Source organism: Enterobacter sp. NFIX59 (genome assembly GCF_900113755.1).
Lineage (GTDB): Bacteria > Pseudomonadota > Gammaproteobacteria > Enterobacterales > Enterobacteriaceae > Enterobacter > Enterobacter pseudoroggenkampii.
Genome location: NZ_FOQN01000001.1, coordinates 1,661,255 through 1,686,630, shown reverse-complemented (window position 1 = coordinate 1,686,630; position 25,376 = coordinate 1,661,255). Strand labels below are relative to the sequence as shown.

The 25,376-nt window shown below is 57.2% G+C and carries 23 protein-coding genes and 1 pseudogene; 16 read left to right on the top strand and 8 right to left on the bottom strand.

Features of this window, described 5'->3' with window-relative positions:
- Nucleotides 1-22 precede the first annotated feature (22 nt).
- The 3 genes and pseudogenes from malZ (at nucleotide 23) to BM007_RS08210 (ending at nucleotide 5,923) form a co-directional block, all read left to right on the top strand.
- A pseudogene (gene malZ / locus BM007_RS08220) lies at nucleotides 23-1,843 on the top strand (maltodextrin glucosidase).
- Between the two features lie 88 nt (nucleotides 1,844-1,931).
- Entirely contained in the window at nucleotides 1,932-4,541 is a 2,610-nt protein-coding gene (locus BM007_RS08215) for a DUF2339 domain-containing protein (RefSeq protein ID WP_090418050.1), read from the top strand.
- Nucleotides 4,538-5,923 carry a DUF3999 domain-containing protein gene (locus BM007_RS08210; protein ID WP_090418048.1) on the top strand — a complete coding sequence of 462 codons (1,386 nt, stop codon included), beginning with the start codon at nucleotides 4,538-4,540 and terminating at the stop codon, nucleotides 5,921-5,923. The genes BM007_RS08215 and BM007_RS08210 overlap by 4 nt, the downstream gene beginning before the upstream one ends.
- A 43-nt stretch (nucleotides 5,924-5,966) precedes the next feature.
- Here the strand turns inward: BM007_RS08210 and BM007_RS08205 are convergent, their stop codons facing one another.
- The gene (locus BM007_RS08205) at nucleotides 5,967-6,569 is read right to left on the bottom strand and encodes a peroxiredoxin (protein ID WP_008503347.1); all 603 of its coding nucleotides are present in this window, start codon (nucleotides 6,567-6,569) and stop codon (nucleotides 5,967-5,969) included.
- A gap of 127 nt (nucleotides 6,570-6,696) precedes the next feature.
- The gene (gene acpH / locus BM007_RS08200; protein ID WP_024906800.1) at nucleotides 6,697-7,278 is read right to left on the bottom strand and encodes an ACP phosphodiesterase; all 582 of its coding nucleotides are present in this window, start codon (nucleotides 7,276-7,278) and stop codon (nucleotides 6,697-6,699) included.
- A gap of 92 nt (nucleotides 7,279-7,370) precedes the next feature.
- Between acpH and queA the strand changes: the two genes are divergently transcribed.
- The 7 genes from queA (at nucleotide 7,371) to BM007_RS08165 (ending at nucleotide 14,037) form a co-directional block, all read left to right on the top strand.
- Complete coding sequence (queA, locus tag BM007_RS08195; protein ID WP_032646148.1) at nucleotides 7,371-8,441, top strand: tRNA preQ1(34) S-adenosylmethionine ribosyltransferase-isomerase QueA; 1,071 nt, start codon at nucleotides 7,371-7,373, stop codon at nucleotides 8,439-8,441.
- A 53-nt stretch (nucleotides 8,442-8,494) separates the two neighbouring features.
- Complete coding sequence (tgt, locus tag BM007_RS08190; protein ID WP_003859110.1) at nucleotides 8,495-9,622, top strand: tRNA guanosine(34) transglycosylase Tgt; 1,128 nt, start codon at nucleotides 8,495-8,497, stop codon at nucleotides 9,620-9,622.
- A 22-nt stretch (nucleotides 9,623-9,644) separates the two neighbouring features.
- Nucleotides 9,645-9,977 carry a preprotein translocase subunit YajC gene (yajC, locus tag BM007_RS08185; protein ID WP_003859109.1) on the top strand — a complete coding sequence of 111 codons (333 nt, stop codon included), beginning with the start codon at nucleotides 9,645-9,647 and terminating at the stop codon, nucleotides 9,975-9,977.
- A gap of 27 nt (nucleotides 9,978-10,004) precedes the next feature.
- The gene (secD, locus tag BM007_RS08180) at nucleotides 10,005-11,852 is read left to right on the top strand and encodes a protein translocase subunit SecD (RefSeq protein WP_090418045.1); all 1,848 of its coding nucleotides are present in this window, start codon (nucleotides 10,005-10,007) and stop codon (nucleotides 11,850-11,852) included.
- Between the two features lie 10 nt (nucleotides 11,853-11,862).
- Nucleotides 11,863-12,834, top strand: coding sequence for a protein translocase subunit SecF (secF, locus tag BM007_RS08175; protein WP_024906803.1), 972 nt, complete (start codon nucleotides 11,863-11,865; stop codon nucleotides 12,832-12,834).
- A 142-nt stretch (nucleotides 12,835-12,976) separates the two neighbouring features.
- Nucleotides 12,977-13,342: a VOC family protein gene (locus tag BM007_RS08170; protein ID WP_032646150.1), complete on the top strand. Its 366-nt coding sequence runs from the start codon at nucleotides 12,977-12,979 to the stop codon at nucleotides 13,340-13,342.
- Nucleotides 13,343-13,356: 14 nt separating this feature from the next.
- Nucleotides 13,357-14,037: a helix-turn-helix transcriptional regulator gene (locus tag BM007_RS08165; protein WP_048992545.1), complete on the top strand. Its 681-nt coding sequence runs from the start codon at nucleotides 13,357-13,359 to the stop codon at nucleotides 14,035-14,037.
- Between the two features lie 88 nt (nucleotides 14,038-14,125).
- Here BM007_RS08165 and BM007_RS08160 read toward each other — a convergent pair whose 3' ends face one another.
- Nucleotides 14,126-14,989 (bottom strand): nucleoside-specific channel-forming protein Tsx, encoded by an 864-nt coding sequence (locus BM007_RS08160; protein WP_024906806.1) that lies wholly within the window; start codon nucleotides 14,987-14,989, stop codon nucleotides 14,126-14,128.
- 267 nt (nucleotides 14,990-15,256) lie between these two features.
- On the bottom strand, nucleotides 15,257-15,796 hold the full coding sequence (locus BM007_RS08155) for a SadB/YajI family lipoprotein (protein ID WP_024906807.1): 540 nt from the start codon (nucleotides 15,794-15,796) through the stop codon (nucleotides 15,257-15,259).
- A gap of 152 nt (nucleotides 15,797-15,948) precedes the next feature.
- On the opposite strand from BM007_RS08155, the gene nrdR reads away from it, so the two are divergent.
- The 5 genes from nrdR to thiL all read left to right on the top strand — a co-directional run bounded on the left by nrdR (nucleotide 15,949) and on the right by thiL (nucleotide 19,554).
- Nucleotides 15,949-16,398, top strand: a complete 450-nt coding sequence (gene nrdR / locus BM007_RS08150) for a transcriptional regulator NrdR (protein WP_008503337.1) — start codon at nucleotides 15,949-15,951, stop codon at nucleotides 16,396-16,398.
- Between the two features lie 4 nt (nucleotides 16,399-16,402).
- Nucleotides 16,403-17,506 (top strand): bifunctional diaminohydroxyphosphoribosylaminopyrimidine deaminase/5-amino-6-(5-phosphoribosylamino)uracil reductase RibD, encoded by a 1,104-nt coding sequence (gene ribD, locus BM007_RS08145; protein ID WP_090418042.1) that lies wholly within the window; start codon nucleotides 16,403-16,405, stop codon nucleotides 17,504-17,506.
- Between the two features lie 87 nt (nucleotides 17,507-17,593).
- Nucleotides 17,594-18,064: a 6,7-dimethyl-8-ribityllumazine synthase gene (gene ribE / locus BM007_RS08140; protein WP_006176874.1), complete on the top strand. Its 471-nt coding sequence runs from the start codon at nucleotides 17,594-17,596 to the stop codon at nucleotides 18,062-18,064.
- Between the two features lie 21 nt (nucleotides 18,065-18,085).
- Complete coding sequence (nusB, locus tag BM007_RS08135; protein ID WP_024906809.1) at nucleotides 18,086-18,505, top strand: transcription antitermination factor NusB; 420 nt, start codon at nucleotides 18,086-18,088, stop codon at nucleotides 18,503-18,505.
- A 77-nt stretch (nucleotides 18,506-18,582) separates the two neighbouring features.
- The gene (gene thiL, locus BM007_RS08130; protein WP_024906810.1) at nucleotides 18,583-19,554 is read left to right on the top strand and encodes a thiamine-phosphate kinase; all 972 of its coding nucleotides are present in this window, start codon (nucleotides 18,583-18,585) and stop codon (nucleotides 19,552-19,554) included.
- A gap of 54 nt (nucleotides 19,555-19,608) precedes the next feature.
- Here the strand turns inward: thiL and BM007_RS08125 are convergent, their stop codons facing one another.
- The 4 genes from BM007_RS08125 to xseB all read right to left on the bottom strand — a co-directional run bounded on the left by BM007_RS08125 (nucleotide 19,609) and on the right by xseB (nucleotide 23,677).
- Entirely contained in the window at nucleotides 19,609-20,583 is a 975-nt protein-coding gene (locus tag BM007_RS08125; RefSeq protein WP_048992550.1) for an aldo/keto reductase, read from the bottom strand.
- 64 nt (nucleotides 20,584-20,647) lie between these two features.
- Nucleotides 20,648-22,510 (bottom strand): 1-deoxy-D-xylulose-5-phosphate synthase, encoded by a 1,863-nt coding sequence (gene dxs / locus BM007_RS08120; protein WP_024906812.1) that lies wholly within the window; start codon nucleotides 22,508-22,510, stop codon nucleotides 20,648-20,650.
- Nucleotides 22,511-22,534: 24 nt separating this feature from the next.
- On the bottom strand, nucleotides 22,535-23,434 hold the full coding sequence (ispA, locus tag BM007_RS08115; protein ID WP_008503332.1) for a (2E,6E)-farnesyl diphosphate synthase: 900 nt from the start codon (nucleotides 23,432-23,434) through the stop codon (nucleotides 22,535-22,537).
- Entirely contained in the window at nucleotides 23,435-23,677 is a 243-nt protein-coding gene (xseB, locus tag BM007_RS08110; protein ID WP_008503331.1) for an exodeoxyribonuclease VII small subunit, read from the bottom strand.
- Between the two features lie 191 nt (nucleotides 23,678-23,868).
- Between xseB and thiI the strand changes: the two genes are divergently transcribed.
- On the top strand, nucleotides 23,869-25,317 hold the full coding sequence (gene thiI / locus BM007_RS08105; RefSeq protein WP_024906813.1) for a tRNA uracil 4-sulfurtransferase ThiI: 1,449 nt from the start codon (nucleotides 23,869-23,871) through the stop codon (nucleotides 25,315-25,317).
- Nucleotides 25,318-25,376 lie beyond the last annotated feature (59 nt).

The following is a 25,376-nucleotide window of genomic DNA, read 5'->3' as shown; positions in this document are numbered from 1 at the left end:
TCAATTTCATCAAAGGGGATTCGTGATGTTAAACGCCTGGCACCTTCCGGTTGCCCCATTTGTTAAGCAAAACAAAGACAACCTTGTGATTACGCTCTGGCTGGCGGGGGAAAATCAGCCTGAACGCGTGACGCTCCGCGCCGAAATCGATAACGAAGAGACCGGGCTGAAAATGCACAAGCTGCGCAGCCAGCCGCAGCCGGGGATCACCGCCTGGCGGGCGAATATCGACCTGAGCAGCGGGCAGCCGCGTCGCCGTTACAGCTTCAAACTGCTGTGGAATAATCGCCAGCTGTGGTTTACCCCGCAGGGGTTTAGCCGTTTCCCGCCCGCACGGCTGGAGCAGTTTGCGGTCGATTATCCGGATAACGGCCCGCAGTGGGTTAACGACCAGGTCTTTTACCAGATTTTCCCGGACCGTTTTGCGCGCAGCGAAAAACGCACTGCCGACCAGGATAAAATCTATCACCACCATGCGGCGGGCCATGACATTATCCTGAAAGCGTGGGACGAGCCATAAACCGCGCAGGCGGGCGGATCGACGTTTTATGGCGGCGATCTCGACGGTATCAGCGAAAAGCTGCCGTACCTGAAAAAACTGGGCGTGACGGCGCTGTATCTCAACCCGGTGTTTAAGGCCCCGAGCGTACACAAATACGATACCGAAGATTATCGCCACGTTGACGCGCAGTTTGGCGGTGACGAGGCGCTGCTGCGCCTGCGTAAGAACACCCAAAACGAAGGCATGCGCCTCATTCTTGACGGCGTGTTCAACCACAGCGGAGATTCGCACGCCTGGTTTGACCGTCATAATCAGTCGATGGGCGGGGCATGTCATAACCCGGATTCGCCGCAGCGCGACTGGTACAGCTTTAACGAGGAGGGCCGTGCGCTGGACTGGCTGGGCTACCCGAGCCTGCCGAAGCTGGATTTCCAGTCGCCAACGCTTGTGAACGAGATTTACGGCGGGGAAGACAGCATCGTGCGTCACTGGCTGAAGGCGCCGTGGAATATGGACGGCTGGCGCCTGGACGTGGTGCATATGCTCGGCGAAGCGGGCGGGGCGCGGGAAAACCTTCAGCACGTCGCCGGGATTACGCGCTCGGCAAAAGCGGCCCAGCCGGAGGCGTTCGTCTTTGGCGAGCACTTTGGCGACGCGCGCCAGTGGCTGCAGAACGATGCGGAAGATGCGGCGATGAACTATCGCGGCTTTACCTTCCCGCTGTGGGGATTCCTCGCTAACACCGATATCTCCTACGATCCGAATCATATCGATGCTGAAACCTGCATGGCGTGGATGGAGAACTACCGCGCCGGCCTGTCGCATCAGCAGCAGCTGCGGATGTTTAACCAGCTCGATAGCCACGATACCGCGCGTTTTAAATCCCTGCTCGGCAAGGATGTCGCGCGTCTGTCGCTGGCGGTGACCTGGCTCTTCACCTGGCCGGGCGTACCGTGCATCTACTACGGAGACGAGGTGGGGCTGGACGGCAACAACGATCCGTTCTGCCGCAAAACCTTCCCATGGGAGCCAGCGAAACAGGACAAGGTGCTGTTCAGCCTGTATCAGCGGCTGGCAAAGCTGCGTAAGCAGAGTCTCGCCCTGCGCTACGGCGGCTGTCAGGTGGTGTACGCCCACGATAACGTGGTGGTATTTGCTCGCGTCTATAACCAGCAGCGCGTGCTGGTGGCGATTAACCGGGGAGAGGCCTGCGAAGTGGTGCTGGATGATTCACCGCTGCTGAAGGTAGCGACGTGGAAGAATAAAGAGGGCAAGGCAACAATACAGGACGGCGTGCTGGCGCTGCCTGCGGTATCCGCGACGATCTGGTTCGGCAGCTAAGACCTGCTAATGTTTCCACCTTTTAAGATGGCGCAAATGCAACTATTTGTGTCAATCTTAACGGATCGTTTACGGTGAAGGTGGAAACATGGACGAGCTTTACATCCTTGGCTGTTTGTTCCTGGTATTTGCGCTGGTGGTGGCACCCGTGCTTGCGGTTATAGGCTTTAATCGAAGTACGGCGGCGCGACAGGAGATTGCCCGGCTGCGCCAGCGCATTGAGGCGCTTGAGCAGCGCGGCGTGCCTGAGGACGCGCCGGAGCCGGTGCAGACCACGGCGCCGTCGCCTGTGACCGCGCCGGTGGTTGAGGACGCTCCCGCGCCTGTCGACCCCTGGCGCCCCGATACTCCCGCTGCCGTGGCAGAACCGGCCCCGGCGCCTGCGGCAAAACAGCCTTCGGCTTTTGGCGGCATCCTGACGTCGCTGGTGCGCTGGTTCATGCAGGGTAACCCGCTGGCGAAGCTTGGGATCCTGCTGCTTTTCCTTGGTCTTTCATTCCTGCTGCGCTATACCGTGGAACATTCCCTGTTCCCGCTTGAGCTGCGCCTCGTGGCAACGGCGCTGTTTGCCATCGTTCTGCTGGCTGTCGGGTGGCGGCTGCGGCACAGGCAGCGCGTCTATGCGCTGATCCTCCAGGGCGGGGCGACCGGCGTGCTCTACCTGACGGTGTTTGGCGCCTTCCGGCTCTGGCAAATGTTGCCGATGACGCTGGCCTTTGCGCTGCTGGTGGTGATTTGCGCGGCGAGCGTCGGGCTGGCGGTGCTGCAGAAGGCACTGAGCCTTGCCATGCTGGCGAGCCTCGGCGGCTATCTTGCGCCGCTCCTCTTGTCTACCGGAGGCGGAAGTTTTGTCGCGCTGTTCTCTTTCTATCTCCTGCTGTCTATCGGCATTCTCGCTATCAGCATCTGGCAGCACTGGCGCGAGCTGAACCTGCTCGGGCTGCTGTTCACGTTCGGCGTGGGCGGCATGTGGGGGCTGAATGACTACCAGCCTGAAGACTATTGGGTCTGCCAGCTGTTCCTGATTGCCAATACGCTGATATTCGGCGTCCTGAGCGTGGCGCTGTCGCTGCGGGCGCAGGAGAAAGGGAAGCAGATTATTGACGGCGTGCTGCTGTTTGCCCCGCCGCTGATCGGTTTTGGGATGCAGTACGGCATGACCCGGCACTGGGAATATGGCCCGGCCCTGAGTGCGCTGGGATACGGCGCATTTTATCTTACCCTCGCGTTCCTTGCGCTGCGGCGCTATCCCTCCCTCGGACGACCGCTGGTCATGGCGGCGCTGGCTATCGGCGGCGGGTTCGCGACGCTCGCCATTCCGCTGGCGCTGTCAGCGCGCTGGACGGCGATGGCCTGGGCGCTGGAAGGGCTGGGTATCCTCTGGCTGGGCGTGCAGCAGCACCAGCGTCGCATGAGCTATAGCGGGACGGCTCTGCTGGTGCTGGCGCTCGGCAGCGCGCTGTGGGCACAAACGAACGGCGTTACGTCGCTGAGTCTGCTGCTGATCTTCGCCATCCTCAGCCTTTGCTGGCTGGCGGCTGGCTGGCTGTGGCGGACTCTCTTCCTGCCGGTCAGCTGGGCGCTGCTGGCTGGCGGGCTGCTGTTCTGGCTCGTGGCGCTATTGGGCGCATCGCGGCTGGCATTGACGCAGGAATTACCGATTCTGGCGGGCGTGCTGGCGCTGACGGCGGCGTCGGTCTGGGGCTGGCGGCAGGTGGCCGCTCGTCTGGCGTGGCGGGAACTGGATGCCAGCAAATGGCTGCTCTGGCCGATTATGCTGTTGATGGTGGGTTATCAGCTCTGGCACCAGCAGATCGTCTCCGCTGGCTGGTCAAATCTGGCCTGGTGCGTTGCGCTTCCTGCCGCGCTGGTACTGCTGCGGCGCGACGGTGAAAGACTCCTGCCACGCATCGCAATGGGGCTGCATTTGTCGCTCTTCTGGATGATTTTACTGGCGCTGGCCGCCGAGCTTTACTGGTTTGCCCGGTCTCTGCCCTGGGGCATGGCGGCCTGGGGTAGCGGTTTAGCGATGGCCGCAGGCGGCGGGGTGATTATGGCGCTCTCTGCTGCGGTACGGCGTCGCGTGTGGCCATTCCGGGAGTGGCCTGCGCTCTACGCCTGCCTGGCACCGATTCCTGTAGTCGTGGCGCTGCTGGTATTGCTGGTGGTGACCAATTTCCAGGACGGCGTGGTCTATCGTCAGACCTGGCTGCCGCTGGTGAACCCGCTTGAGGAAGGCGCGGCGTTCGCGTTGCTGGGGCTGGTCGTCTTTTATCGGGCGGTGGATCGTTACTACCCGGCGTGGCTTGCGCAAGCGCGCCCGTGGCCTGCCGTCGCGCTCATGGCGTTTGGTTTCTGGTGGCTTAACGGTGCGCTGATGCGCGCCCTGGCCTGGTACGGCGACGTGGCCTGGAATATGGCATCGCTGTGGGATTCGCGGCTTATCCAGACCAGCTTCGCCCTGTTCTGGATGCTGAGCGCGCTGGTGGTCATGATCCATGCTACCCGTCGGGCTTCCCGGCAGGAGTGGCTCTGCGGTGCCGCGCTGCTGGGTGTGGTAATGGTTAAACTGATGCTGGTGGACAGCGCGGGCGGAGGCGGTTTGTCGCGCGCGGTAGCGTTTATCGGCGTGGCGATACTGGTTCTGATTGTGGGGTATTTCTCACCGCTACCGCCCAAAACAGGAGATGAAAAATGAAATGGATGAAAGCGGTAGCGTGTACCGCGCTGCTGGCGCTTTCCGGCCCGGCGTTCTGCGACGAGGGACAAACGGAATCGCCCCGGGACTATGCTTTTGGTCTTTCACTTGATACGTCTGTTCCTTCCCAGTGGTATCGGGTGATGCTGCCGCTCGCCGTCTATGAGCAAAGCACGTCGCCAGATCTGCATGATGTCCGCGTCTTTAACCAGTCGGGCGAGCCGGTTCCCTTCAGCCTGGTCAGCGCGACGCGTCCGCAGGCGTCAGTGCAATCCACGGCGCTGCGCCTCTTCCCGCTGGATGCCTCGCCGCTTGCGGCTTCGCAAGGATCCGGTGATAGCGATAAGATCCTGCTCCGCTCCGGAAACGGCGTTGAGATTGTGCTGGAGGGGCAAAAAGCCGCCGCAGCCGGGCAACATTATCTGCTGACCCTGCCGGAGCAGGCTACGGGGGAGATGGCCATATCCCAGCTGCAGCTGCTCTGGAATTCTCCTCAGACGCCGTGGCAGGGAACGGCGTCGGTCTATTACAGCGAGGATCTTAAGCGCTGGTATACCCTGCGCGAGGATATGCCATTGCTTGACGCCGTCAGCGGCCAGGATCGTCTTAAGCTCGATCGGATCGATACCGATACGGTTTTATCTCCCGATGCGAATCGCTATCTCATGGTGGTGCTGAACGCGCAGAGCCAGGGGATAACCTTGACCGGCGTTAACGCAATCATCGCACCTGCCCAGGCGACCCCGGAAGCGGTCGAGCTTGAGGGGGAAGGGGAGCAGCTATCGACAAGCGAAGCGCAGTGGCGCTGGGCGCGCCCGCAGCCGCTGAGTGCTGTCAGCATCTCGCTGAACGGTGATGGCGTCCTTCCCGTGGAGATAGCGTGGCGCAGTACGGAAAAAGACGCATGGCACCCCCTGAAAAAAGAGGTCCTTTACCGTCTTGAGGGAAAAACGTCGCCACCGGTTTCGCTTAACGGGAGCCTGGTGCAGGCAGTGAAAATCACGACGCTGAATGCGCGTCTGCCAGAATACCTGCCTAGCGTCACGGGACATCGTGACCGCTACGATCTGGTGTTCAACGCCCAGGGGAAAGCGCCGTACGTGCTCGCCTGGGGTAACGGCGCCGCAAAGCCTGCCAGCGTGGAGCCCGGCATGCTGATCCCAGCCGACCTGCGCAAGACCTATGCTATGGCGAACCTGCCGCAGGCCGACATTGTGGATAATGTTGCGTTAGGCGGCGAGGGGCGCCTGACTGCCACTTCTGCGGCCGAGCGAGAGAGCAGGATGAACGCCCTGCTGGTGTGGGGCGTGCTGATTGCGGGGGTGATCCTGCTGGCGGGCATGGCCTGGCGCATCTGGCGAGAGACGCAGCGTAAGGCATAAAAAAAGGCCCGCATAAGCGGGCCTTTTTCGTAAACCGTGCCGATTACAGGCTGGATACGTTCTCAGACAGGTATTTAGCCACGCCGTCTGGGGAAGCAGCCATACCTTCTTTACCTTTTTCCCACTGAGCCGGGCACACTTCGCCGTGCTCTTCGTGGAACTGCAGCGCGTCAACCATGCGCAGCATTTCGTCGATGTTACGACCCAGCGGCAGATCGTTCACAACCTGGTGACGAACGATGCCGTTTGCGTCGATCAGGAAGGAACCGCGCAGCGCAACGCCAGCGTCCGGATGTTCGATACCGTAAGCCTGCTGGATTTCGCGTTTGATGTCCGCAACCATTGCGTATTTCACCGCACCAATGCCGCCTTTGTCGACAGGGGTGTTACGCCATGCGTTGTGTACAAATTCAGAGTCGAAGGAGACGCCAACAACTTCCACGCCACGCTTCTGGAATTCTTCATAACGTTTGTCGAAAGCGATCAGCTCAGACGGGCAAACGAAAGTGAAGTCCATTGGCCAGAAGAACAGAACGGTCGCTTTACCGTTGGTGTGCTGTTTGAAGTTGAAGTTTTCAACGATTTCACCGTTGCCCAGAACTGCTGCAGCTGTAAAATCCGGAGCCGGACGAGTTACCAGAACCATATGATTCTCCTGTAGATACTAAGGTTATTTGGAACGCAACGCGAGCCAGTATAGAGAGTGTTCATGGATAAGACAAAGAGGTGGTGACAATCGTTCCGCCAGCTTTTACCTATCAATCCAATCTCCATTAAAGTTGTTTGTTTTTCGCCTGCGCCATCATGCGCGGGTAAAACTGCCAGAATCGGGTCTCCAGCGCATCGTAATGTTCATCCAGGTCATACCAGGAGTCGCGCAGCGCATCCAGCCGCGGGCGACGGCTCGCCATCCCATTCAACACGTTCTGGATAAAGTCCATCTCGCGATAGCGCTCCAGCCAGCGTTCCGACCACAGATAGTTATTCAGATTCACAAAGCGCGGCGGCGAGTCGGGCAGAATGATCGACACCTGCTGGTGGGCATAGCGCACAAACGCCGGCAGCGGCATCTCCGGCGACAGCTGTTCCCAGTGGCGCGACAGGAAGTGATCCCACATCACGTCGAGCGTGATCGGGGCAACGCGGCGCGTTTCAGGGCGGAACCAGGCTTTGGCTTCCGTCACTTCCGGCAGCTTATCCGTCAGCACGTCGATGCGGCGGTGCATAAAAATCCCGTCGACAACCTCAGGGGAGTAGTCTTCTGCGGGATTACCGCGTACGAAATCGGCCAGCAAATTGCCCGAGAGGGAGCTGTCAGCAAGGTGCGCGAGATGCAGGTGAGCGAGAAAATTCATGCGTTTTATTTGTCCGGGGGCGGCTAGTTGTTGCAGCAAAAGGGTGTGAGCACTAGACTATGCCGCCTGTTTTTAAGTCACGAGTATACGTCATGCGCGTCGCCGATTTCTCCTTTGAACTACCTGAATCCCTGATTGCTCACTATCCCATGCCTGAGCGCAGCAGCTGTCGCTTACTGTCACTGGATGGGCCAACGGGCGAGCTGACGCACGGTACTTTCACCGATTTGCTCGACAAGCTCAACCCTGGCGATCTGCTGGTCTTTAACAATACCCGCGTGATCCCGGCGCGCCTGTTTGGCCGTAAAGCCAGCGGCGGTAAGATTGAAGTGCTGGTCGAACGTATGCTCGATGATAAACGTATTCTGGCACATATTCGCGCTTCTAAGGCGCCGAAGCCGGGCGCGGAGCTGCTGCTGGGTGATGATGAGAGCATCAAGGCGACCATGACCGCGCGCCACGACGCGCTGTTCGAGGTGGCGTTTGACGACGAGCGCACGGTGCTCGATATCCTGAACGCCATCGGCCACATGCCGCTGCCGCCATATATTGAGCGTCCGGACGAAGAGGCCGACCGCGAGCTGTACCAGACCGTCTACAGCCAGAAACCGGGTGCCGTCGCTGCGCCGACCGCGGGCCTGCATTTTGATGAGCCGCTGCTGGAAAAACTGCGTGCGAAGGGCGTGGAGATGGCGTTCGTGACGCTGCACGTCGGCGCGGGGACCTTCCAGCCGGTGCGCGTGGACAGCATTGAAGACCACATCATGCACTCTGAGTATGCTGAAGTGCCTCAGGATGTGGTGGACGCGGTGCTGGCGGCGAAAGCGCGCGGTAGCCGCGTCGTGGCGGTCGGGACGACGTCTGTGCGCTCGCTGGAGAGCGCCGCGCAGGCGGCGAAGAACGATCTTATTGAGCCGTTCTTTGGCGATACGCAGATCTTTATCTACCCGGGCTACCAGTACAAAGTGATTGACGCGCTGGTGACCAACTTCCATCTGCCTGAATCGACGCTGATTATGCTGGTTTCCGCGTTCGCGGGCTATCAGCATACGATGAATGCCTACAAGTCTGCGGTAGAACAAAAATATCGCTTTTTTAGCTACGGGGACGCGATGTTTATCACGTACAATCCGCTGGCTTTGAATGAGCGTGTCGGGGAATAAGTCCGCGGCACCGTTTTACAACGTTGGACTGTTTTTCTGACGTCGGAGAAAAAATGAAATTTGAACTCGATACCACCGACGGTCGCGCGCGTCGCGGTCGCCTGGTGTTTGATCGCGGCGTGGTGGAAACCCCCGCGTTTATGCCTGTGGGCACGTACGGCACCGTAAAAGGGATGACGCCGGAAGAAGTAGAAGCCACTGGCGCACAGATTATCCTCGGCAACACCTTCCACCTGTGGCTGCGTCCGGGTCAGGAGATCATGAAACTCCACGGCGATCTGCACGATTTCATGCAGTGGAAAGGCCCCATCCTGACCGATTCCGGTGGCTTCCAGGTCTTCAGCCTGGGCGATATCCGCAAGATCACCGAGCAGGGCGTACACTTCCGTAACCCGATCAACGGCGATCCGATTTTCCTCGATCCCGAAAAGTCGATGGAGATTCAGTACGATCTCGGCTCTGACATTGTGATGATCTTCGACGAATGTACGCCGTACCCGGCGGACTGGGACTACGCAAAACGCTCTATGGAGATGTCCCTGCGCTGGGCGAAGCGTAGCCGTGACCGTTTTGACTCTCTGCAGAACAAAAATGCGCTGTTCGGCATTATCCAGGGCAGCGTTTACGAAGATTTACGCGATATCTCTGTTAAAGGTCTGGTAGAGATAGGTTTTGATGGCTACGCTGTCGGCGGTTTGGCTGTGGGTGAGCCGAAGGAAGACATGCACCGTATTCTGGAACATGTCTGCCCGCAAATCCCGGCGGATAAACCACGATACCTGATGGGCGTGGGTAAACCAGAAGATCTGGTTGAAGGCGTACGCCGCGGCATTGATATGTTTGACTGCGTCATGCCAACCCGCAACGCGCGTAACGGCCACTTGTTCGTTACCGATGGCGTGGTGAAAATCCGTAACGCGAAGCATAAGAGTGACACCAGCCCGCTCGATTCCGAGTGCGATTGCTATACCTGTCGCAATTATTCTCGCGCGTATCTGCATCATCTCGATCGTTGTAACGAGATTTTGGGCGCGCGTCTCAATACCATTCATAATCTTCGTTATTATCAGCGCTTAATGGCTGGTTTACGTAAGGCTATCGAAGAGGGTAAATTAGAGAGCTTCGTGACCGATTTCTACCAACGTCAGGGGCGGGATGTTCCACCGTTGAACGTTGATTAATTTTAATAATGAGGGAATTTGAATGAGCTTTTTTATTTCTGATGCGGTAGCGGCAACAGGTGCTCCAGCGCAGGGCAGCCCGATGTCTCTGATTCTGATGCTGGTTGTGTTCGGTCTGATCTTCTACTTCATGATCCTGCGTCCACAGCAGAAGCGCACCAAAGAGCACAAAAACCTGATGAACTCCATTGCGAAAGGCGATGAAGTACTGACTAACGGTGGTCTGGTCGGTCGCGTAACCAAAGTGGCTGAAAACGGCTACATTGCTATCGCCCTGAACGACACCACTGAAGTGGTCATCAAACGTGACTTCGTAGCTGCCGTTCTGCCGAAAGGCACCATGAAGGCGCTGTAATCCCAACTTTTCCCAAAGGGAACTGCCGTGTTAAACCGTTATCCTTTGTGGAAGTACATCATGCTGGTCGTCGTGATTCTCGTCGGCCTGCTGTACGCGCTTCCCAACCTGTATGGTGAGGATCCGGCTGTTCAAATCACTGGCGCGCGCGGTGTCGCCGCCAGTGAGCAAACGCTGATCCAGGTCCAGAAAACGTTACAAGAAGAAAAAATTACCGCTAAGTCTGTGGCTCTGGAAGAGGGTGCAATTCTTGCTCGCTTCGACACCACCGACACGCAGCTCCGCGCTCGCGAAGCGCTGATGGGCGTGCTGGGTGACAAATACGTCGTGGCGCTTAACCTTGCCCCTGCAACCCCGCGTTGGCTGGCTGCGATGAAAGCAGAGCCAATGAAACTCGGTCTTGACCTGCGTGGCGGCGTTCACTTCCTGATGGAAGTGGATATGGATACCGCGCTTGGCAAGCTGCAGGAACAGAATATCGACAGCCTGCGCAGCGATCTGCGTGAAAAAGGCATCGCTTACACCACCGTGCGTAAAGAAGATAACTACGGCATGAGCATCACGTTCCGCGACAGTGCGGCGCGCGATCAGGCTGTAGATTACCTGACCCAACGTCACCGTGACCTGGTAATCACCTCTCAGGGCAGTAACCAGCTGCGCGCGGTGATGACCGATGCGCGTCTGAAAGAAGCGCGTGAATATGCCGTTCAGCAGAACATCAACATTCTGCGTAACCGTGTAAACCAACTGGGCGTGGCTGAGCCGCTGGTACAGCGTCAGGGTGCTGACCGTATCGTGGTTGAACTGCCGGGTATCCAGGACACTGCGCGTGCGAAAGAGATTCTGGGTGCGACTGCAACCCTGGAATTCCGTCTGGTGAACTCCAACGTCGATCAGTCCGCTGCAGCCGCAGGGCGTATTCCGGGTGACTCCGAAGTGAAACAGACTCGCGAAGGTCAGCCAGTTGTGCTGTACAAACGCGTGATTCTGACCGGTGATCACATCACCGACTCCACGTCGAGCCAGGACGAATACAACCAGCCGCAGGTTAACATCTCGCTGGATAGCGCGGGTGGTAACATCATGTCTAACTTCACCAAGGACAACATCGGCAAGCCGATGGCGACCCTGTTCGTGGAGTACAAAGACAGCGGTAAGAAAGATGCAAACGGTCGTGCGGTGCTGGTGAAAGAGGAAGAGGTGATTAACATCGCCAACATCCAGTCTCGTCTGGGTAACAGCTTCCGCATTACCGGTATTAGCAACCCGAACGAAGCGCGTCAGCTCTCCCTGCTGCTGCGTGCCGGTGCGCTGATTGCGCCAATTCAGATTGTTGAAGAACGTACCATTGGTCCAACACTGGGTATGCAAAACATCCAGCAGGGTCTGGAAGCGTGTCTGGCCGGTCTGGTTGTCTCTATCCTCTTCATGATCTTCTTCTATAAGAAGTTTGGTCTGATTGCGACCTCCGCGCTGATCGCCAACCTGGTGCTGATCATCGGCATTATGTCCCTGCTGCCGGGGGCCACGCTGACCATGCCGGGTATTGCGGGTATCGTCCTGACCCTTGCGGTGGCGGTCGACGCCAACGTACTGATTAACGAACGTATCAAAGAAGAGTTGAGCAACGGTCGCTCTATTCAGCAGGCGATTGATGAAGGCTATAAAGGGGCGTTCAGCTCCATCTTCGATGCGAACGTAACAACACTGATTAAGGTTCTTATCCTGTATGCAGTGGGTACTGGCGCGATCAAAGGCTTTGCGATTACAACCGGTATTGGTGTCGCAACGTCAATGTTTACCGCTATTGTCGGCACCCGTGCCATCGTGAACCTGCTGTACGGCGGCAAGCGCGTCAAAAAGCTGTCTATCTGAGGAGTGCGTTGTGGCACAGGAATATACTGTTGAACAATTGAACCACGGCCGTAAAGTCTGGGACTTTATGCGCTGGGACTACTGGGCCTTCGGCATTTCAGGTTTCCTGCTGATTCTGTCCATCGTCATTATGGGCGTGAAAGGCTTTAACTGGGGTCTCGATTTCACCGGTGGTACGGTTATCGAGATCTCCCTGGAAAAACCGGTCGATATGGACCAGATGCGCCTGTCTCTGCAGAAAGCGGGCTTTGAAGAGCCGCTGCTGCAGAACTTCGGCAGCAGCCGCGACATCATGGTGCGTATGCCGCCGGTGCACGATGCTAACGGCAGCCAGGAGCTGGGCAGTAAGGTTGTTAGCGTGATTAACGAAACAACCAGCCAGAACGCGGCGGTTAAGCGTATTGAGTTCGTCGGCCCAAGCGTGGGTGCTGACCTGGCCCAGACCGGCGCGATGGCGCTGCTGGTGGCGCTGATCTCCATCCTGGTATACGTCGGTTTCCGCTTTGAGTGGCGACTGGCGGCCGGTGTGGTTATCGCCCTGGCGCACGACGTGGTGATCACCATGGGCATACTGTCGCTGTTCCACATTGAGATTGACCTGACGATTGTGGCATCCCTGATGTCCGTTATCGGTTACTCACTGAACGACAGTATCGTGGTTTCTGACCGTATCCGTGAAAACTTCCGTAAGATCCGTCGCGGTACGCCGTACGAAATCTTTAACGTGTCGTTGACCCAGACGCTGCACCGTACCTTGATCACCTCCGGTACCACATTGATGGTGATCCTGATGCTGTTCCTCTTCGGTGGTCCGGTACTGGAAGGCTTCTCGCTGACCATGCTGATTGGTGTCACCATCGGTACTGCATCGTCTATCTACGTTGCATCTGCACTGGCTCTGAAACTCGGCATGAAGCGCGAGCACCTGCTCCAGCAGAAAGTTGAGAAAGAAGGGGCGGATCAGCCGTCCATTCTGCCGTAAAGCGACGTTTAGCGCGTTATCGAAATCCCGGTCTGTTGACCGGGATTTTTTTTATCTGCTCCTGACAAACACTCCTGACAGTATGCTGTCAGGAGCCCTGTCGTAGACTCTTTTCGAACCCAAACAAGAGTCAGGAGGATGTATGAAAAGCGTAATTAACTGGTTTGAAATTCCGGTCACGGATATGGATCGCGCTATCAAATTTTATGAGCCAGTGATGCAGCTCGCGCTGCGTCGCGAGAAAATGGACTGCGCTGAGCTGGCCGTTTTCCCACATGAGGATCCGGGTACCGGCGGGGCTCTGGCAAAATTTGACGGCGTTACACCGTCTTTGCAGGGCGCTATTATTTACCTGCATACTGACAATCTGGCGGCCACGCTCGATCGCATCGCCTCTGCGGGCGGCGAGTGCGTGTTTGGCCCGCTGGAACTGCCGCATGGCATTGGCACTATCGCATTGTTTACCGACAGCGAGGGTAACCGCGTCGGCCTCCATCAACCTGCCTGAGAACGGAATAATATATGACCCGACGCGCTGACCGTTTGTTTCAGATTGTGCAGATCCTGCGGGGCAGGCGTCTGACAACGGCAGCGCATCTGGCGGACCGGCTTGGCGTGTCCGAGCGCACGGTCTACCGCGATATCCGCGACCTGTCGCTTTCCGGTGTGCCGGTGGAAGGTGAGGCAGGGAGCGGATATCGGCTGATGTCGGGTTTTGACCTGCCGCCACTGATGCTGACAAATAAGGAATCTGAGGCGCTGATCGTCGCGATTCGCCTGCTCAAAACCTGGGGAGGCGAATCGCTGTCGCGCGAGCTGGAGTCGGCTCAGGAAAAGGTGCTGGCTATCCTGCCCGAGGAGAGTCGTCGAAAGGCGGAGCAGACGCGGATCTACGCCCCGGATTTTTGCATGCAAAGCCACTCCCGCAGCGACTTTGACAGGATTCATCAGGCGATTTCCGCCCAACAGGTGCTGGCGCTGCATTACCGTGATGAAGCAGGACAGCTGTCTAATCGTGAGGTTCAGCCGCTGGGGCTGTTCTTCTGGGGAGAGCGCTGGCTGCTGGCGGCGTGGTGTGAACGGCGCGATGACTATCGCTGTTTCCGGCTCGACCGGTGCCTCAATATTGTGACTACGGAAAGGAGGTTTAGCGAAAGTGCGGACAGGTCTCTGGCAGATTTTTTGCGGAAGGTTAAGCAGTAAAAAGCCGGGTGGCGGCTACGCCTTACCCGGCCTGCATTCGGATCGTTGGCCCGGTAAGCGTAGCGCCACCGGGCGAAACCCACACTGATTAGAAGTTGTAACCTACAACCAGGTAGCCACCCCAACCGGTTGATTTAGACGTGAAGTCACCCTCACCCCAGTTAACGGTATCCCCACCTTTCCACTGGCCGCCGTTATGGAAATAACGCGCGACGACAGAGTAGTGCCAGTGATCGTAGTTCAGGGCCAGAACGTGGCTGGACGCGATAGAGTTACTGGTACGGTTCTTGTCATCACCCAGATCTGAGCCCCAGTCGAAGTTGGTGAAGCCGATGTAGGTCAGCTGGCCACCCCAAACCTGAGTGATTGGCACAAAGTATTTTACTTTGAAACGGTAGCCATCCCACTCGTTTTCGTTTGAAGCGCCATAGTTCTGCCACTGGTATTTAGCATACACGTTCAGAGACAGGCCCATTGGCAGACCGGTATCGATATCTGTACCCAGACCCATGTACCAGGTGCTCTGACGGCTGCCTTTGTTATCGCCCATATCGTAGATATAGTTGTTGGCGAAATACCATTCTTTGAACGGACCAAAGCTCAGGTCGGTACCCGTCAGTTTATCAATAGAGAAACGCGGTTCGATTTCCATGAACAGCGGGGAACCGTCGGACCAGATACCTTTGTCGTTACCGTTACCCCAGTCAAAGGTCTTAGGAATATCGATATAGCCATAGAAATCAAACCAGTCTTTTTTAGCAAACGCTTCGTATTCCAGATAAACGTCGTTGTTCAGCTTCGGAGAAAAGCGCGTGTGGTAGCTGCCGACCACGTTAACGCTCTGGTGCCACCAGTCGGAGAGGTATTGTGGTTTATCGTTTTCCGCTGCGTTAACAGTGAAAGAGGAAGAAAGTGCCAGCACGGCGCCAGCTGCGAGTAATGTTTTTTTCATAATCATGCCACTGATTGAAATTCCCTTCCGGGAGTGAAAAATGCGCGAATTGCGTTTCTAAATATTTCGTGTTTCTGCGGTGCCTATTATAGGAATCCCTGCTCACAAAAATATGTGTTGTTTCACATATCTCTCACACGCGTAATCGATTGCGTTCACGTTTGCGTACTTTAAACGGCCGGGATTGTAGCGGCAATCATTTATGTTGCCAATCCATACGAAATGTAAATGTTAGCGGAGTGACATTTCACTCCGCTAAAAGAGGGGTTACTGAGCGGCGGGCTGGATATCGTGAATACGGATGAAACCTAACTGATCCGGAGTCAGTCCGTTAAGCTGCAGTGGAATGTCAACATCGCTCGGAGCCAGCACGCTGGCCGGTGCGGTGAACAGCTGACGATTAACATTCACCTCCTGGTAGCTCTCCGTGGTGCCCTGGATCTGTCCCCATTCGACGGTGCCGCTGAAGGCTGGCAACGGATCGTTGGATTCTCCCTGGATGCGTAATGTTGCGCGAGTACCATTTGCATTCGCCGCCACGTTCACCAGAGACATTTTCAGCGTGCCAATCTGACTATTGAGCCGCGCGGGCGTATTCGCCCCCGGTAGCAGATAAACCCCGCTGCTGGATTTAGCATTCAGCGCGTTTTGCTGGGTGATCTTCACCGTTTCTTTGTTCAGTTTGTCCATCGCCGTATTGAGCGTATTCACGCTCTGTTTCATCTGACGGACTTCGGTTTGCTGTGCACAGGCGCTAAGGGTGAAGAGGCTCCCCACCAGCAAAATTTTCAGGTAACGTCTTGTCATTGCGTTTATTTCCTTGAAATAACGGATCGTCCTAATGGTAGTCAGCATCATCGTGTCAGACATAGATCCTTTGTCTCAAAAAGCTCTTCCTTTGTTGTCAGGCCAGATCAGGGTAAAATGAAAATTAGTTAACCGGATAACAGGGATACCGTATGCATTGCCCATTCTGCTCCGCTGTGGATACCAAAGTCATCGACTCTCGTCTTGTGGGCGAAGGGTCATCCGTACGCCGTCGTCGGCAATGTCTGGTGTGCAACGAGCGTTTCACGACCTTTGAGGTTGCTGAGCTGGTAATGCCGCGCGTGGTAAAAAGCAACGACGTGCGCGAGCCGTTTAACGAAGAGAAACTGCGCAGTGGGATGCTGAAGGCCCTGGAAAAACGTCCCGTCAGCGCGGACGACGTTGAAATGGCGTTAAACCACATAAAATCTTACCTTCGTGGTTTGGGTGAGCGTGAAGTGCCGAGCAAAATGATCGGCAACCTGGTGATGGAGCAGCTGAAAAAGCTCGATAAGGTCGCCTATATCCGCTTCGCTTCGGTCTACCGCAGTTTCGAAGATATCAAAGAGTTTGGCGAAGAGATCGCCCGCTTACAGGATTAAGCTCATGCAGGATGAGATTTACATGGCGAGAGCCATGAAGCTGGCGCAGCGCGGTCGTTTTACTACCCATCCTAACCCGAACGTCGGGTGCGTTATCGTCAAAGATGGCGAGATCGTGGGGGAGGGGTTTCACTATCGTGCCGGCGAACCGCATGCTGAGGTTCATGCGCTGCGCATGGCCGGCGAGAAGGCGCGCGGTGCTACGGCCTACGTCACGCTGGAGCCCTGCAGCCATCACGGGCGTACGCCGCCGTGCTGCGAAGCGCTGATCGCGGCAGGTGTTTCGCGCGTGGTCGCATCGATGCAGGATCCGAATCCGCAGGTAGCCGGACGCGGTCTGTATCGCCTGCAGCAGGAAGGCATTGACGTCAGCCATGGCCTGATGATGCAGGACGCGGAAGCGCTCAACAAAGGCTTTCTGAAGCGCATGCGCACGGGGTTCCCGTATATTCAGCTCAAGCTGGGCGCCTCGCTGGACGGTCGTACGGCGATGGCAAACGGCGAAAGCCAGTGGATCACGTCGCCACAGGCAAGGCGCGATGTGCAACGTCTGCGCGCGCAAAGCCATGCTATTCTCACCAGCAGTGAAACCGTTCTGGCTGACGATCCGGCTATGACCGTGCGCTGGGACGAACTGAATGCCGATACCCAGGCGCTTTACCCGCAGGAGAACCTGCGTCAGCCGCTGCGTATTGTCATTGATAGCCAGAACCGGGTGACGCCGAAGCACCGCATCGTCCAGCAGCCGGGTGAAACCTGGATTGCCCGCACTAAAGAAGATACGCGCGAATGGCCGGAAGGCGTGCGCAGCATTATGGTGCCGGAGCATAACGGTCATCTGGATCTGGTGGTGCTGATGATGCTGCTCGGCAAGCAGCAGGTGAACAGCATCTGGGTCGAAGCCGGGCCAACGCTCGCCGGTGCGCTCTTACAGGCCGGACTGGTGGATGAACTGATTGTTTACGTTGCGCCTAAACTGTTAGGTCACGATGCGCGCGGCCTGTTTGTGCTGCCTGGCCTTGAAAAACTGGCCGACGCACCGCAACTCAAATTTAGCGAGATTCGTCCGGTAGGTCCGGATGTCTGCCTCCACTTAACGACAGCGTAATTGCTCCTGAAATAGGGAAGCAGTGCGCAAAGTATTATGATAAAATCCGCCCCCCTGCGGGGCCAAATGAACCCGTAAAGGAAGAGTATGAACATTATTGAAGCTGCTGTAGCTACCCCGGACGCTCGCGTCGCCATCACCATTGCGCGTTTCAACAACTTCATCAACGACAGCCTGCTGGAAGGTGCTATTGACGCCCTGAAACGTATCGGCCAGGTTAAAGATGACAATATTACCGTTGTTTGGGTTCCAGGCGCTTACGAACTGCCACTGGCGGCGGGCGCGCTGGCGAAAACCGGTAAATATGACGCGGTGATTGCACTGGGTACCGTTATTCGTGGCGGCACTGCGCACTTCGAATACGTTGCGGGCGGTGCAAGCAACGGTCTGGCACACGTTGCGCAGGATGCTGAAATTCCTGTCGCGTTCGGCGTGCTGACCACCGAAAGTATTGAACAAGCCATCGAACGTGCTGGCACCAAAGCCGGTAACAAAGGTGCAGAAGCTGCACTGACCGCGCTTGAAATGATCAATGTATTGAAAGCCATCAAGGCCTGATTTTTTTGTAAGGGGAATTCCGTGAAACCTGCTGCTCGTCGCCGCGCCCGTGAATGTGCCGTCCAGGCACTTTACTCCTGGCAGTTGTCCCAGAACGACATCTCTGATGTTGAATACCAGTTCCTGTCAGAACAGGACGTGAAAGACGTTGACGTTCTGTACTTCCGTGAACTGCTGTCGGGAGTGGCGACTAATAGCGCGTATCTCGATGGTCTGATGAAGCCTTACCTGTCCCGTCTGCTCGAAGAGCTGGGCCAGGTAGAAAAAGCAGTGTTGCGTATTGCGCTGTTTGAGCTGTCTAAACGTGATGATGTGCCGTATAAAGTGGCCATCAACGAAGCGATCGAACTGGCGAAAACCTTCGGCGCTGAAGACAGCCACAAGTTTGTAAACGGCGTACTTGATAAAGCAGCACCTGCGATCCGTCCCCACAAAAAGTGATCCGCAAACCGGAGTTCTGCATTGCCTGACGGGCAGTGCGGCTCCGGTTTTTTCTTTTATTTGCTGAGGCATAACGTATGGCATGCGGCGAATTCTCCCTGATTGCCCGTTATTTCGACCGTGTCAGAACCTCTCGTCTTGATGTTGAAACCGGCATTGGCGATGACTGTGCACTTCTCAATATTCCCGAAAAACAGACGCTGGCAATCAGCACCGACACCTTAGTGTGCGGCCGTCATTTCTTACCGGATATCGATCCTGCCGATCTGGCGTATAAAGCGCTGGCGGTGAACGTCAGCGATCTGGCGGCGATGGGTGCCGATCCTGCGTGGCTGACGCTGGCTTTGACCCTTCCAGAGGTGGATGAAGCCTGGCTGGAAGCCTTTAGCGATGCGCTGTTTGAACAGCTTAGCTACTACGATATGCAGCTGATTGGCGGTGATACCACTGCAGGTCCGCTGTCGATGACGCTGGCGATCCACGGCTACGTGCCGCTTGGCCGCGCGCTGAAGCGCTCAGGCGCAAAACCAGGCGACTGGATCTACGTGACCGGTACGCCGGGCGACAGCGCGGCAGGGCTGGCGATCCTTCAGAACCGTTTAACGGTTGAAGATGCTGATGATGCGGCATATCTGGTAAAACGCCATCTGCGGCCAACACCGCGTATCTTGCACGGCCAGGCGCTGCGCGAGCGGGCAAGCTCGGCTATCGATCTCTCTGACGGGCTGATCTCGGACCTCGGCCATATTCTGAAGGCCAGCGGCGTCGGCGCGCGCGTTGACCTGGATCTGTTCCCGCTGTCTGAGCAACTGCTTCGCCATGTAGAGCCTGAGCTGGCCCTGCGCTGGGCGCTGTCCGGTGGTGAAGACTACGAACTGTGCTTCACGGTGCCTGAGCTCAATCGCGGAACGCTGGATGTGGCGTTAGCGCATCTCGGCGCGAAATTTACCTGCATCGGTCAGATCATGCCGGAGAGTGAAGGGCTGAAGTTTGTGAAAGACGGTGAGCCGGTTACGCTGGATTGGAAAGGGTACGATCACTTCGCGTGATGTTGTGCGCTCTGTATTGCCGGGTGGCGGCTTCGCCTTACCCGGCCTACGTGCTTACTTAAATCCTACCACCGGATGCTGCTGATACGGCGTCTCCAGCTCGGCAACCTGCTCCGGCGTCAGCGTGATATCCACCGCATTCAGCAGTTCGTCAAGCTGCTCTTCCCGGGATGTGCCGATAATCGGCGCCGCGACGCCGCGCTTGCCCAGCAGCCAGGCCAGCGCCACCTGGGCGCGGGTTGCACCGGTATCGTCGGCGATCCCGGCTAAACGTTCGGCAATCAGCGCATCGCTGGCTTCCGTTCCGCCATACAGATTTTTTCCCACTTCATCCGATACCAGACGGGCTGTGGTTTCTCCCCACGGACGGGTCAGACGACCGCGCGCCAGCGGGCTCCACGGGATCACCGCCACACCTTCCTGATGGCACAGCGGCAACATCTCGCGCTCTTCTTCACGATAGATCAAGTTGTAGTGATCCTGCATGGTGACGAAGCGCGCCCAGCCGTGCTGCGCCTGGAGATCCAGCGCCTGAGCAAACTGCGACGCGTGCATAGACGACGCGCCGATGTAGCGTGCTTTACCGGCTTTGACCACGTCGTTCAGCGCTTCAAGCGTCTCCTCGACTGGCGTGTTGTAATCCCAGCGGTGAATTTGCAGCAGGTCGACGTAATCCATGTTCAGGCGTCTGAGGCTGTCATCAATGGATCGCAGGATCTGTGCGCGAGAAAGTCCCTCAGCCAGGTCGCCTACCGGATAGTAGACCTTGGTGGCGACGACGATGTCATCACGACGGGCAAAATCGCGCAGGGCGCGGCCAACAATCTCCTCGCTGCTGCCGTCGGAGTAGCTGTTGGCGGTGTCAAAGAAGTTAATGCCGCCCTCGATGGCGCGTTTGATAATCGGACGGCTGCTCTCTTCCGGCAGCGTCCAGGCGTGGTTTCCCCGATCGGGTTCGCCAAAGGTCATGCATCCCAGACAAAGTCGGGAAACCTTAAGGTCCGTTTTTCCTAATGTTGTGTATTGCACGGTTCCGCTCCTGCTGTTTAAACACCAGGTTTAAGCATAGCAGGAGCGGAAAAGGGGGAAGGGGTCAGTCCAGCCAGCGGCGGATTTTTGCTTCGATACCGGCAGCGTCCAGGCCAATCGCCGCACGGGCTTCGTCCTGGGTACCCTGCGGAATGAAATGATCCGGCAGGCCGAGGTTTAGCACCGGCACGGCTTTACGATTTGCCATCAGCACCTCGTTCACGCCGCTGCCCGCGCCGCCCATAATGGCGTTTTCTTCCAGCGTGACCAGCACGTCATGCGTCTCCGCCATACTCAGGATCAGCGATTCGTCGAGCGGTTTCACAAAGCGCATGTCCACCAGGGTGGCATTCAGCGCTTCAGCCGCTTTCGCCGCCTCTGGCATCAGCGTGCCGAAGTTCAGGATCGCCACTTTTTCACCGCGACGCTTCACCAGACCTTTACCGATCGGCAGTTTTTCCAGCGGCTGGAGCTCAACGCCCACTGCATTGCCGCGCGGGTAGCGAACGGCGCTTGGGCCATCCTGATAGTGGTAGCCGGTAAACAGCATCTGACGACATTCGTTCTCGTCGCTTGGCGTCATGACGACCATGTCCGGAATACAGCGCAGGAACGACAGGTCAAACGCGCCCTGGTGCGTCTGGCCGTCGGCACCGACGATGCCTGCACGATCGATAGCAAACAGCACCGGCAGCTTCTGAATCGCCACGTCGTGGATCACCTGATCGTAGGCGCGCTGCAGGAAGGTGGAATAGATCGCGACAACCGGCTTGTAGCCGCCAATGGCCAGGCCCGCCGCAAACGTCACCGCATGCTGCTCGGCAATGGCAACGTCAAAATACTGGTCAGGGTATTTTCTGGAGAACTCCACCATGCCGGAGCCTTCACGCATGGCCGGGGTGATCGCCATCAGCTTGTTGTCTTTCGCGGCGGTTTCGCACAGCCAGTCGCCGAATATTTTTGAATAGCTCGGCATGCCGCCGCTGCTTTTTGGCAGACAGCCGCTGGACGGGTCAAATTTCGGTACCGCGTGGAAGGTGATCGGATCTTTTTCCGCCGGTTCGTAGCCACGCCCTTTTTTGGTCATGATGTGCAGGAACTGCGGGCCTTTCAGGTCGCGCATGTTCTTGAGCGTGGTCACCAGACCGAGCACGTCATGGCCGTCAACCGGGCCGATATAGTTAAAGCCCAGCTCTTCAAACAGGGTGCCCGGCACGACCATGCCTTTAATGTGCTCTTCGGTACGCTTGAGCAGCTCTTTGATTGGCGGCACGCCGGAGAAGACTTTCTTGCCGCCTTCACGCAGCGAGGAGTAAAGCTTGCCGGAGAGCAGCTGCGCCAGATGGTTGTTCAGCGCGCCGACGTTCTCGGAAATCGACATTTCGTTATCGTTAAGGATAACCAGCATGTCCGGCTTGATGTCGCCCGCATGGTTCATGGCCTCAAAGGCCATACCGGCGGTGATGGCACCGTCGCCAATCACGCAGACGGTGCGGCGCTGCTTGTTCTCTTTTTCGGCGGCAACGGCAATCCCGATGCCCGCCGAAATGGAGGTAGAGGAGTGGCCGACGCTCAGCACATCGTACTCGCTCTCACCGCGCCACGGGAACGGGTGCAGGCCGCCTTTCTGACGAATGGTGCCAATTTTATCGCGACGTCCGGTCAGAATTTTGTGCGGATAAGCCTGGTGGCCCACGTCCCAGATGAGCTGATCGAACGGCGTGTTATAGACATAGTGCAGCGCCACGGTCAGCTCTACCGTGCCAAGCCCGGAGGCGAAATGGCCGCTGGAGCGGCTAACGCTGTCGAGCAGGTAGCGACGCAGTTCGTCGCACAGCTTCGGCAGGCTCTCTTTCGGCAGCAGACGTAACTCCTGGGTGGAGTCAACTAACGCCAGTGTCGGGTATTTGGCAATATCAAAACTCATCAAAGGCTCATCGAGATATATAGTTTATTTATCACGCTGGATTATATAGTCCGCTAGCGCTTCCAGTGCCGAGGTATCCAGCGATTGCGCGGCCAGTTCATTTAGCGACTGGCGGGCATCGTCAATCAGATCCCGGGCTTTACGTTGGGCTTGCTCAAGGCCCAGCAGGGCGGGGTAGGTACTTTTGCCAAGCTGCTGGTCCGCACCCTGACGTTTACCCAATGTTGCAGTATCGCCCACCACATCCAGAATGTCATCCTGAACCTGGAATGCCAGACCGATACTTTCTGCGTATCTGTCCAGAATCGGCAGGGCTTTGCGCCCTTGTTCACCCGCGCTCAGCGCGCCCAGGCGAACGGCGGAACGGATCAACGCCCCTGTTTTATGGCGATGAATACGCTCCAGCTGTTCCAGATTAACCTGACGTCCTTCCGCTTCAAGATCCAGCGCTTGTCCGCCACACATGCCGGCCACGCCGCTGGCCATTGCCAGCTCGGAGATCATCGCCAGGCGGTCGCGGTCAGCCACTTCCGCCATCGGCGCGTCGCTCAAAATCGAGAACGCCAGCGTTTGCAGGGCATCACCCGCCAGAATGGCATTCGCCTCGCCAAACTTGATATGGCAGGTAGGTTGACCCCGACGTAAATCGTCGTCGTCCATGGCCGGGAGATCGTCGTGGATCAGCGAGTAGGCATGGATGCACTCAACGGCGGCTGCCGGGGCGTCCAGCGTGTTATCGCTGATGCCAAACATATTGCCTGTGGCGTACACCAGGAACGGGCGCAGGCGCTTTCCACCCAAGAGTGCGCCATAGTGCATGGCTTCAACCAGTGGAGTGTTCTGAAAAGGCTGTGGCGCGATAAAACGGCGCAGGGCGTCGTTGGCGCGTACGACACGCGCCTGAAGCTCATTGGCAAAATCCATTTACTCGGCGTCCGGTGTGAAAGGCGTGGTTTTCGCGTCTTCGCTGTCGGAAAGCAGGATCTGCACGCGCTGCTCGGCCTGCTGCAGCTTGACCTGCCCCTGGCGCGCCAGCTGCACGCCACGCTCGAATTCGTTGAGCGCCTCTTCCAGCGGGAGATCGCCGCTCTCAAGGCGGGTAACAATTTGCTCCAGTTCACTCAGCGCAGTTTCGAAACTGGCCGGTGCGTCGTTCTTCTTCGGCATAGTGAATTGACTCTTATATTCTCAGCCCCGACATGGTAACGGACTCAGGGCAATTATCAAATAACGCGCAATGTGCACAGGAGCGGCGCGATGGTGGTATACTTGCGCGCCTGGATGCAGCCACGGGTGTGGGCTGCTGTACTCTTTTCCATTACAAGCCTTAATACGCTTGCCTAAGAAACATTGCCGCCATGAAGTTTATCATTAAATTGTTCCCTGAAATCACCATCAAAAGCCAATCTGTGCGTTTGCGCTTTATTAAAATTCTCACCGGGAACATTCGTAACGTATTAAAGCACTACGACGAAACCCTCGCCGTGGTGCGCCACTGGGACCATGTTGAGGTCCGTGCCAAAGACGAAAACAAACGTCAGGATATTCGCGACGCCCTGACCCGTATTCCGGGTATCCACCATATCCTGGAAGTGGAAGATGTCCCGTTCAGCGATATGCACGACATCTTCGAGAAAGCGCTGGTCCAGTACCGCGACCAGATCGAAGGCAAAACCTTCTGCGTGCGCGTAAAGCGTCGCGGCAAGCACGAGTTCAGCTCCATTGAAGTGGAGCGTTACGTCGGTGGCGGTCTGAACCAGCACGTCGAGTCTGCGCGCGTGCGCCTGACCAACCCGGATGTGACCGTCAATCTGGAGATCGAAAACGATCGCCTGCTGCTGGTGAAAGGGCGCTATGAAGGCATCGGCGGCTTCCCGATCGGCACCCAGGAAGACGTCCTGTCCCTGATCTCCGGCGGCTTCGACTCCGGCGTCTCCAGCTATATGCTGATGCGCCGCGGCTGCCGCGTACACTACTGCTTCTTCAACCTGGGCGGCGCGGCGCACGAGATCGGCGTTCGTCAGGTCGCGCATTACCTGTGGAACCGCTTCGGCAGCTCCCACCGCGTGCGTTTCGTGGCAATTAATTTCGAACCGGTGGTCGGCGAGATTCTGGAGAAAGTGGACGACGGCCAGATGGGCGTCATCCTGAAGCGCATGATGGTGCGCGCGGCGTCCAAAGTGGCTGAACGCTACGGCGTGCAGGCGCTGGTCACCGGCGAAGCGCTGGGCCAGGTTTCCAGCCAGACGCTGACCAACCTGCGTCTGATCGACAACGTGTCTGATACGCTGATCCTGCGTCCGCTGATCTCTCACGATAAAGAACACATCATCGATCTGGCGCGCGAAATCGGCACCGAAGATTTTGCCCGCACCATGCCGGAATACTGCGGCGTGATCTCAAAAAGCCCAACGGTGAAAGCGGTGAAGGCGAAGATCGAAGCGGAAGAAGAGCACTTCGATTTCAGCATTCTGGAAAAAGTGGTGGCGGAAGCGTCCAACATTGATATCCGCGAGATTGCTCAGCAGACCGAGCAGGAAGTGGTAGAAGTGGAAACCGTGAGCGGTTTCGGCGCTAACGATGCGATTCTGGATATCCGCTCTATTGATGAGCAGGATGACAAGCCGCTGCAGGTTGAAGGCGTCGACGTGGTTTCTCTGCCGTTCTACAAGCTGAGCACGAAGTTTGGCGATCTCGACCAGAGCAAAACGTACCTGCTGTGGTGTGAGCGCGGGGTGATGAGCCGCCTGCAGGCGCTGTATCTGCGCGAGCAGGGCTTTGCGAATGTGAAGGTGTATCGCCCGTAGTTTCTCGCCGGGGAGTGCGGCCTGATGCCCTCACCCCGGCCCTCTCCCACAGGGAGAGG

Bases quoted from the DNA above. Each gene is read 5' to 3' on its own strand.
- BM007_RS08215 (WP_090418050.1), top strand. From the start codon at position 1,932: ATGGACGAGCTTTACATCCTTGGCTGTTTGTTCCTGGTATTTGCGCTG.
- BM007_RS08210 (WP_090418048.1), top strand. From the start codon at position 4,538: ATGAAATGGATGAAAGCGGTAGCGTGTACCGCGCTGCTGGCGCTTTCC.
- BM007_RS08205 (WP_008503347.1), bottom strand. From the start codon at position 6,569: ATGGTTCTGGTAACTCGTCCGGCTCCGGATTTTACAGCTGCAGCAGTT.
- acpH (WP_024906800.1), bottom strand. From the start codon at position 7,278: ATGAATTTTCTCGCTCACCTGCATCTCGCGCACCTTGCTGACAGCTCC.
- queA (WP_032646148.1), top strand. From the start codon at position 7,371: ATGCGCGTCGCCGATTTCTCCTTTGAACTACCTGAATCCCTGATTGCT.
- tgt (WP_003859110.1), top strand. From the start codon at position 8,495: ATGAAATTTGAACTCGATACCACCGACGGTCGCGCGCGTCGCGGTCGC.
- yajC (WP_003859109.1), top strand. From the start codon at position 9,645: ATGAGCTTTTTTATTTCTGATGCGGTAGCGGCAACAGGTGCTCCAGCG.
- BM007_RS08170 (WP_032646150.1), top strand. From the start codon at position 12,977: ATGAAAAGCGTAATTAACTGGTTTGAAATTCCGGTCACGGATATGGAT.
- BM007_RS08165 (WP_048992545.1), top strand. From the start codon at position 13,357: ATGACCCGACGCGCTGACCGTTTGTTTCAGATTGTGCAGATCCTGCGG.
- BM007_RS08160 (WP_024906806.1), bottom strand. From the start codon at position 14,989: ATGAAAAAAACATTACTCGCAGCTGGCGCCGTGCTGGCACTTTCTTCC.
- BM007_RS08155 (WP_024906807.1), bottom strand. From the start codon at position 15,796: ATGACAAGACGTTACCTGAAAATTTTGCTGGTGGGGAGCCTCTTCACC.
- nrdR (WP_008503337.1), top strand. From the start codon at position 15,949: ATGCATTGCCCATTCTGCTCCGCTGTGGATACCAAAGTCATCGACTCT.
- ribD (WP_090418042.1), top strand. From the start codon at position 16,403: ATGCAGGATGAGATTTACATGGCGAGAGCCATGAAGCTGGCGCAGCGC.
- ribE (WP_006176874.1), top strand. From the start codon at position 17,594: ATGAACATTATTGAAGCTGCTGTAGCTACCCCGGACGCTCGCGTCGCC.
- thiL (WP_024906810.1), top strand. From the start codon at position 18,583: ATGGCATGCGGCGAATTCTCCCTGATTGCCCGTTATTTCGACCGTGTC.
- dxs (WP_024906812.1), bottom strand. From the start codon at position 22,510: ATGAGTTTTGATATTGCCAAATACCCGACACTGGCGTTAGTTGACTCC.
- ispA (WP_008503332.1), bottom strand. From the start codon at position 23,434: ATGGATTTTGCCAATGAGCTTCAGGCGCGTGTCGTACGCGCCAACGAC.
- xseB (WP_008503331.1), bottom strand. From the start codon at position 23,677: ATGCCGAAGAAGAACGACGCACCGGCCAGTTTCGAAACTGCGCTGAGT.
- thiI (WP_024906813.1), top strand. From the start codon at position 23,869: ATGAAGTTTATCATTAAATTGTTCCCTGAAATCACCATCAAAAGCCAA.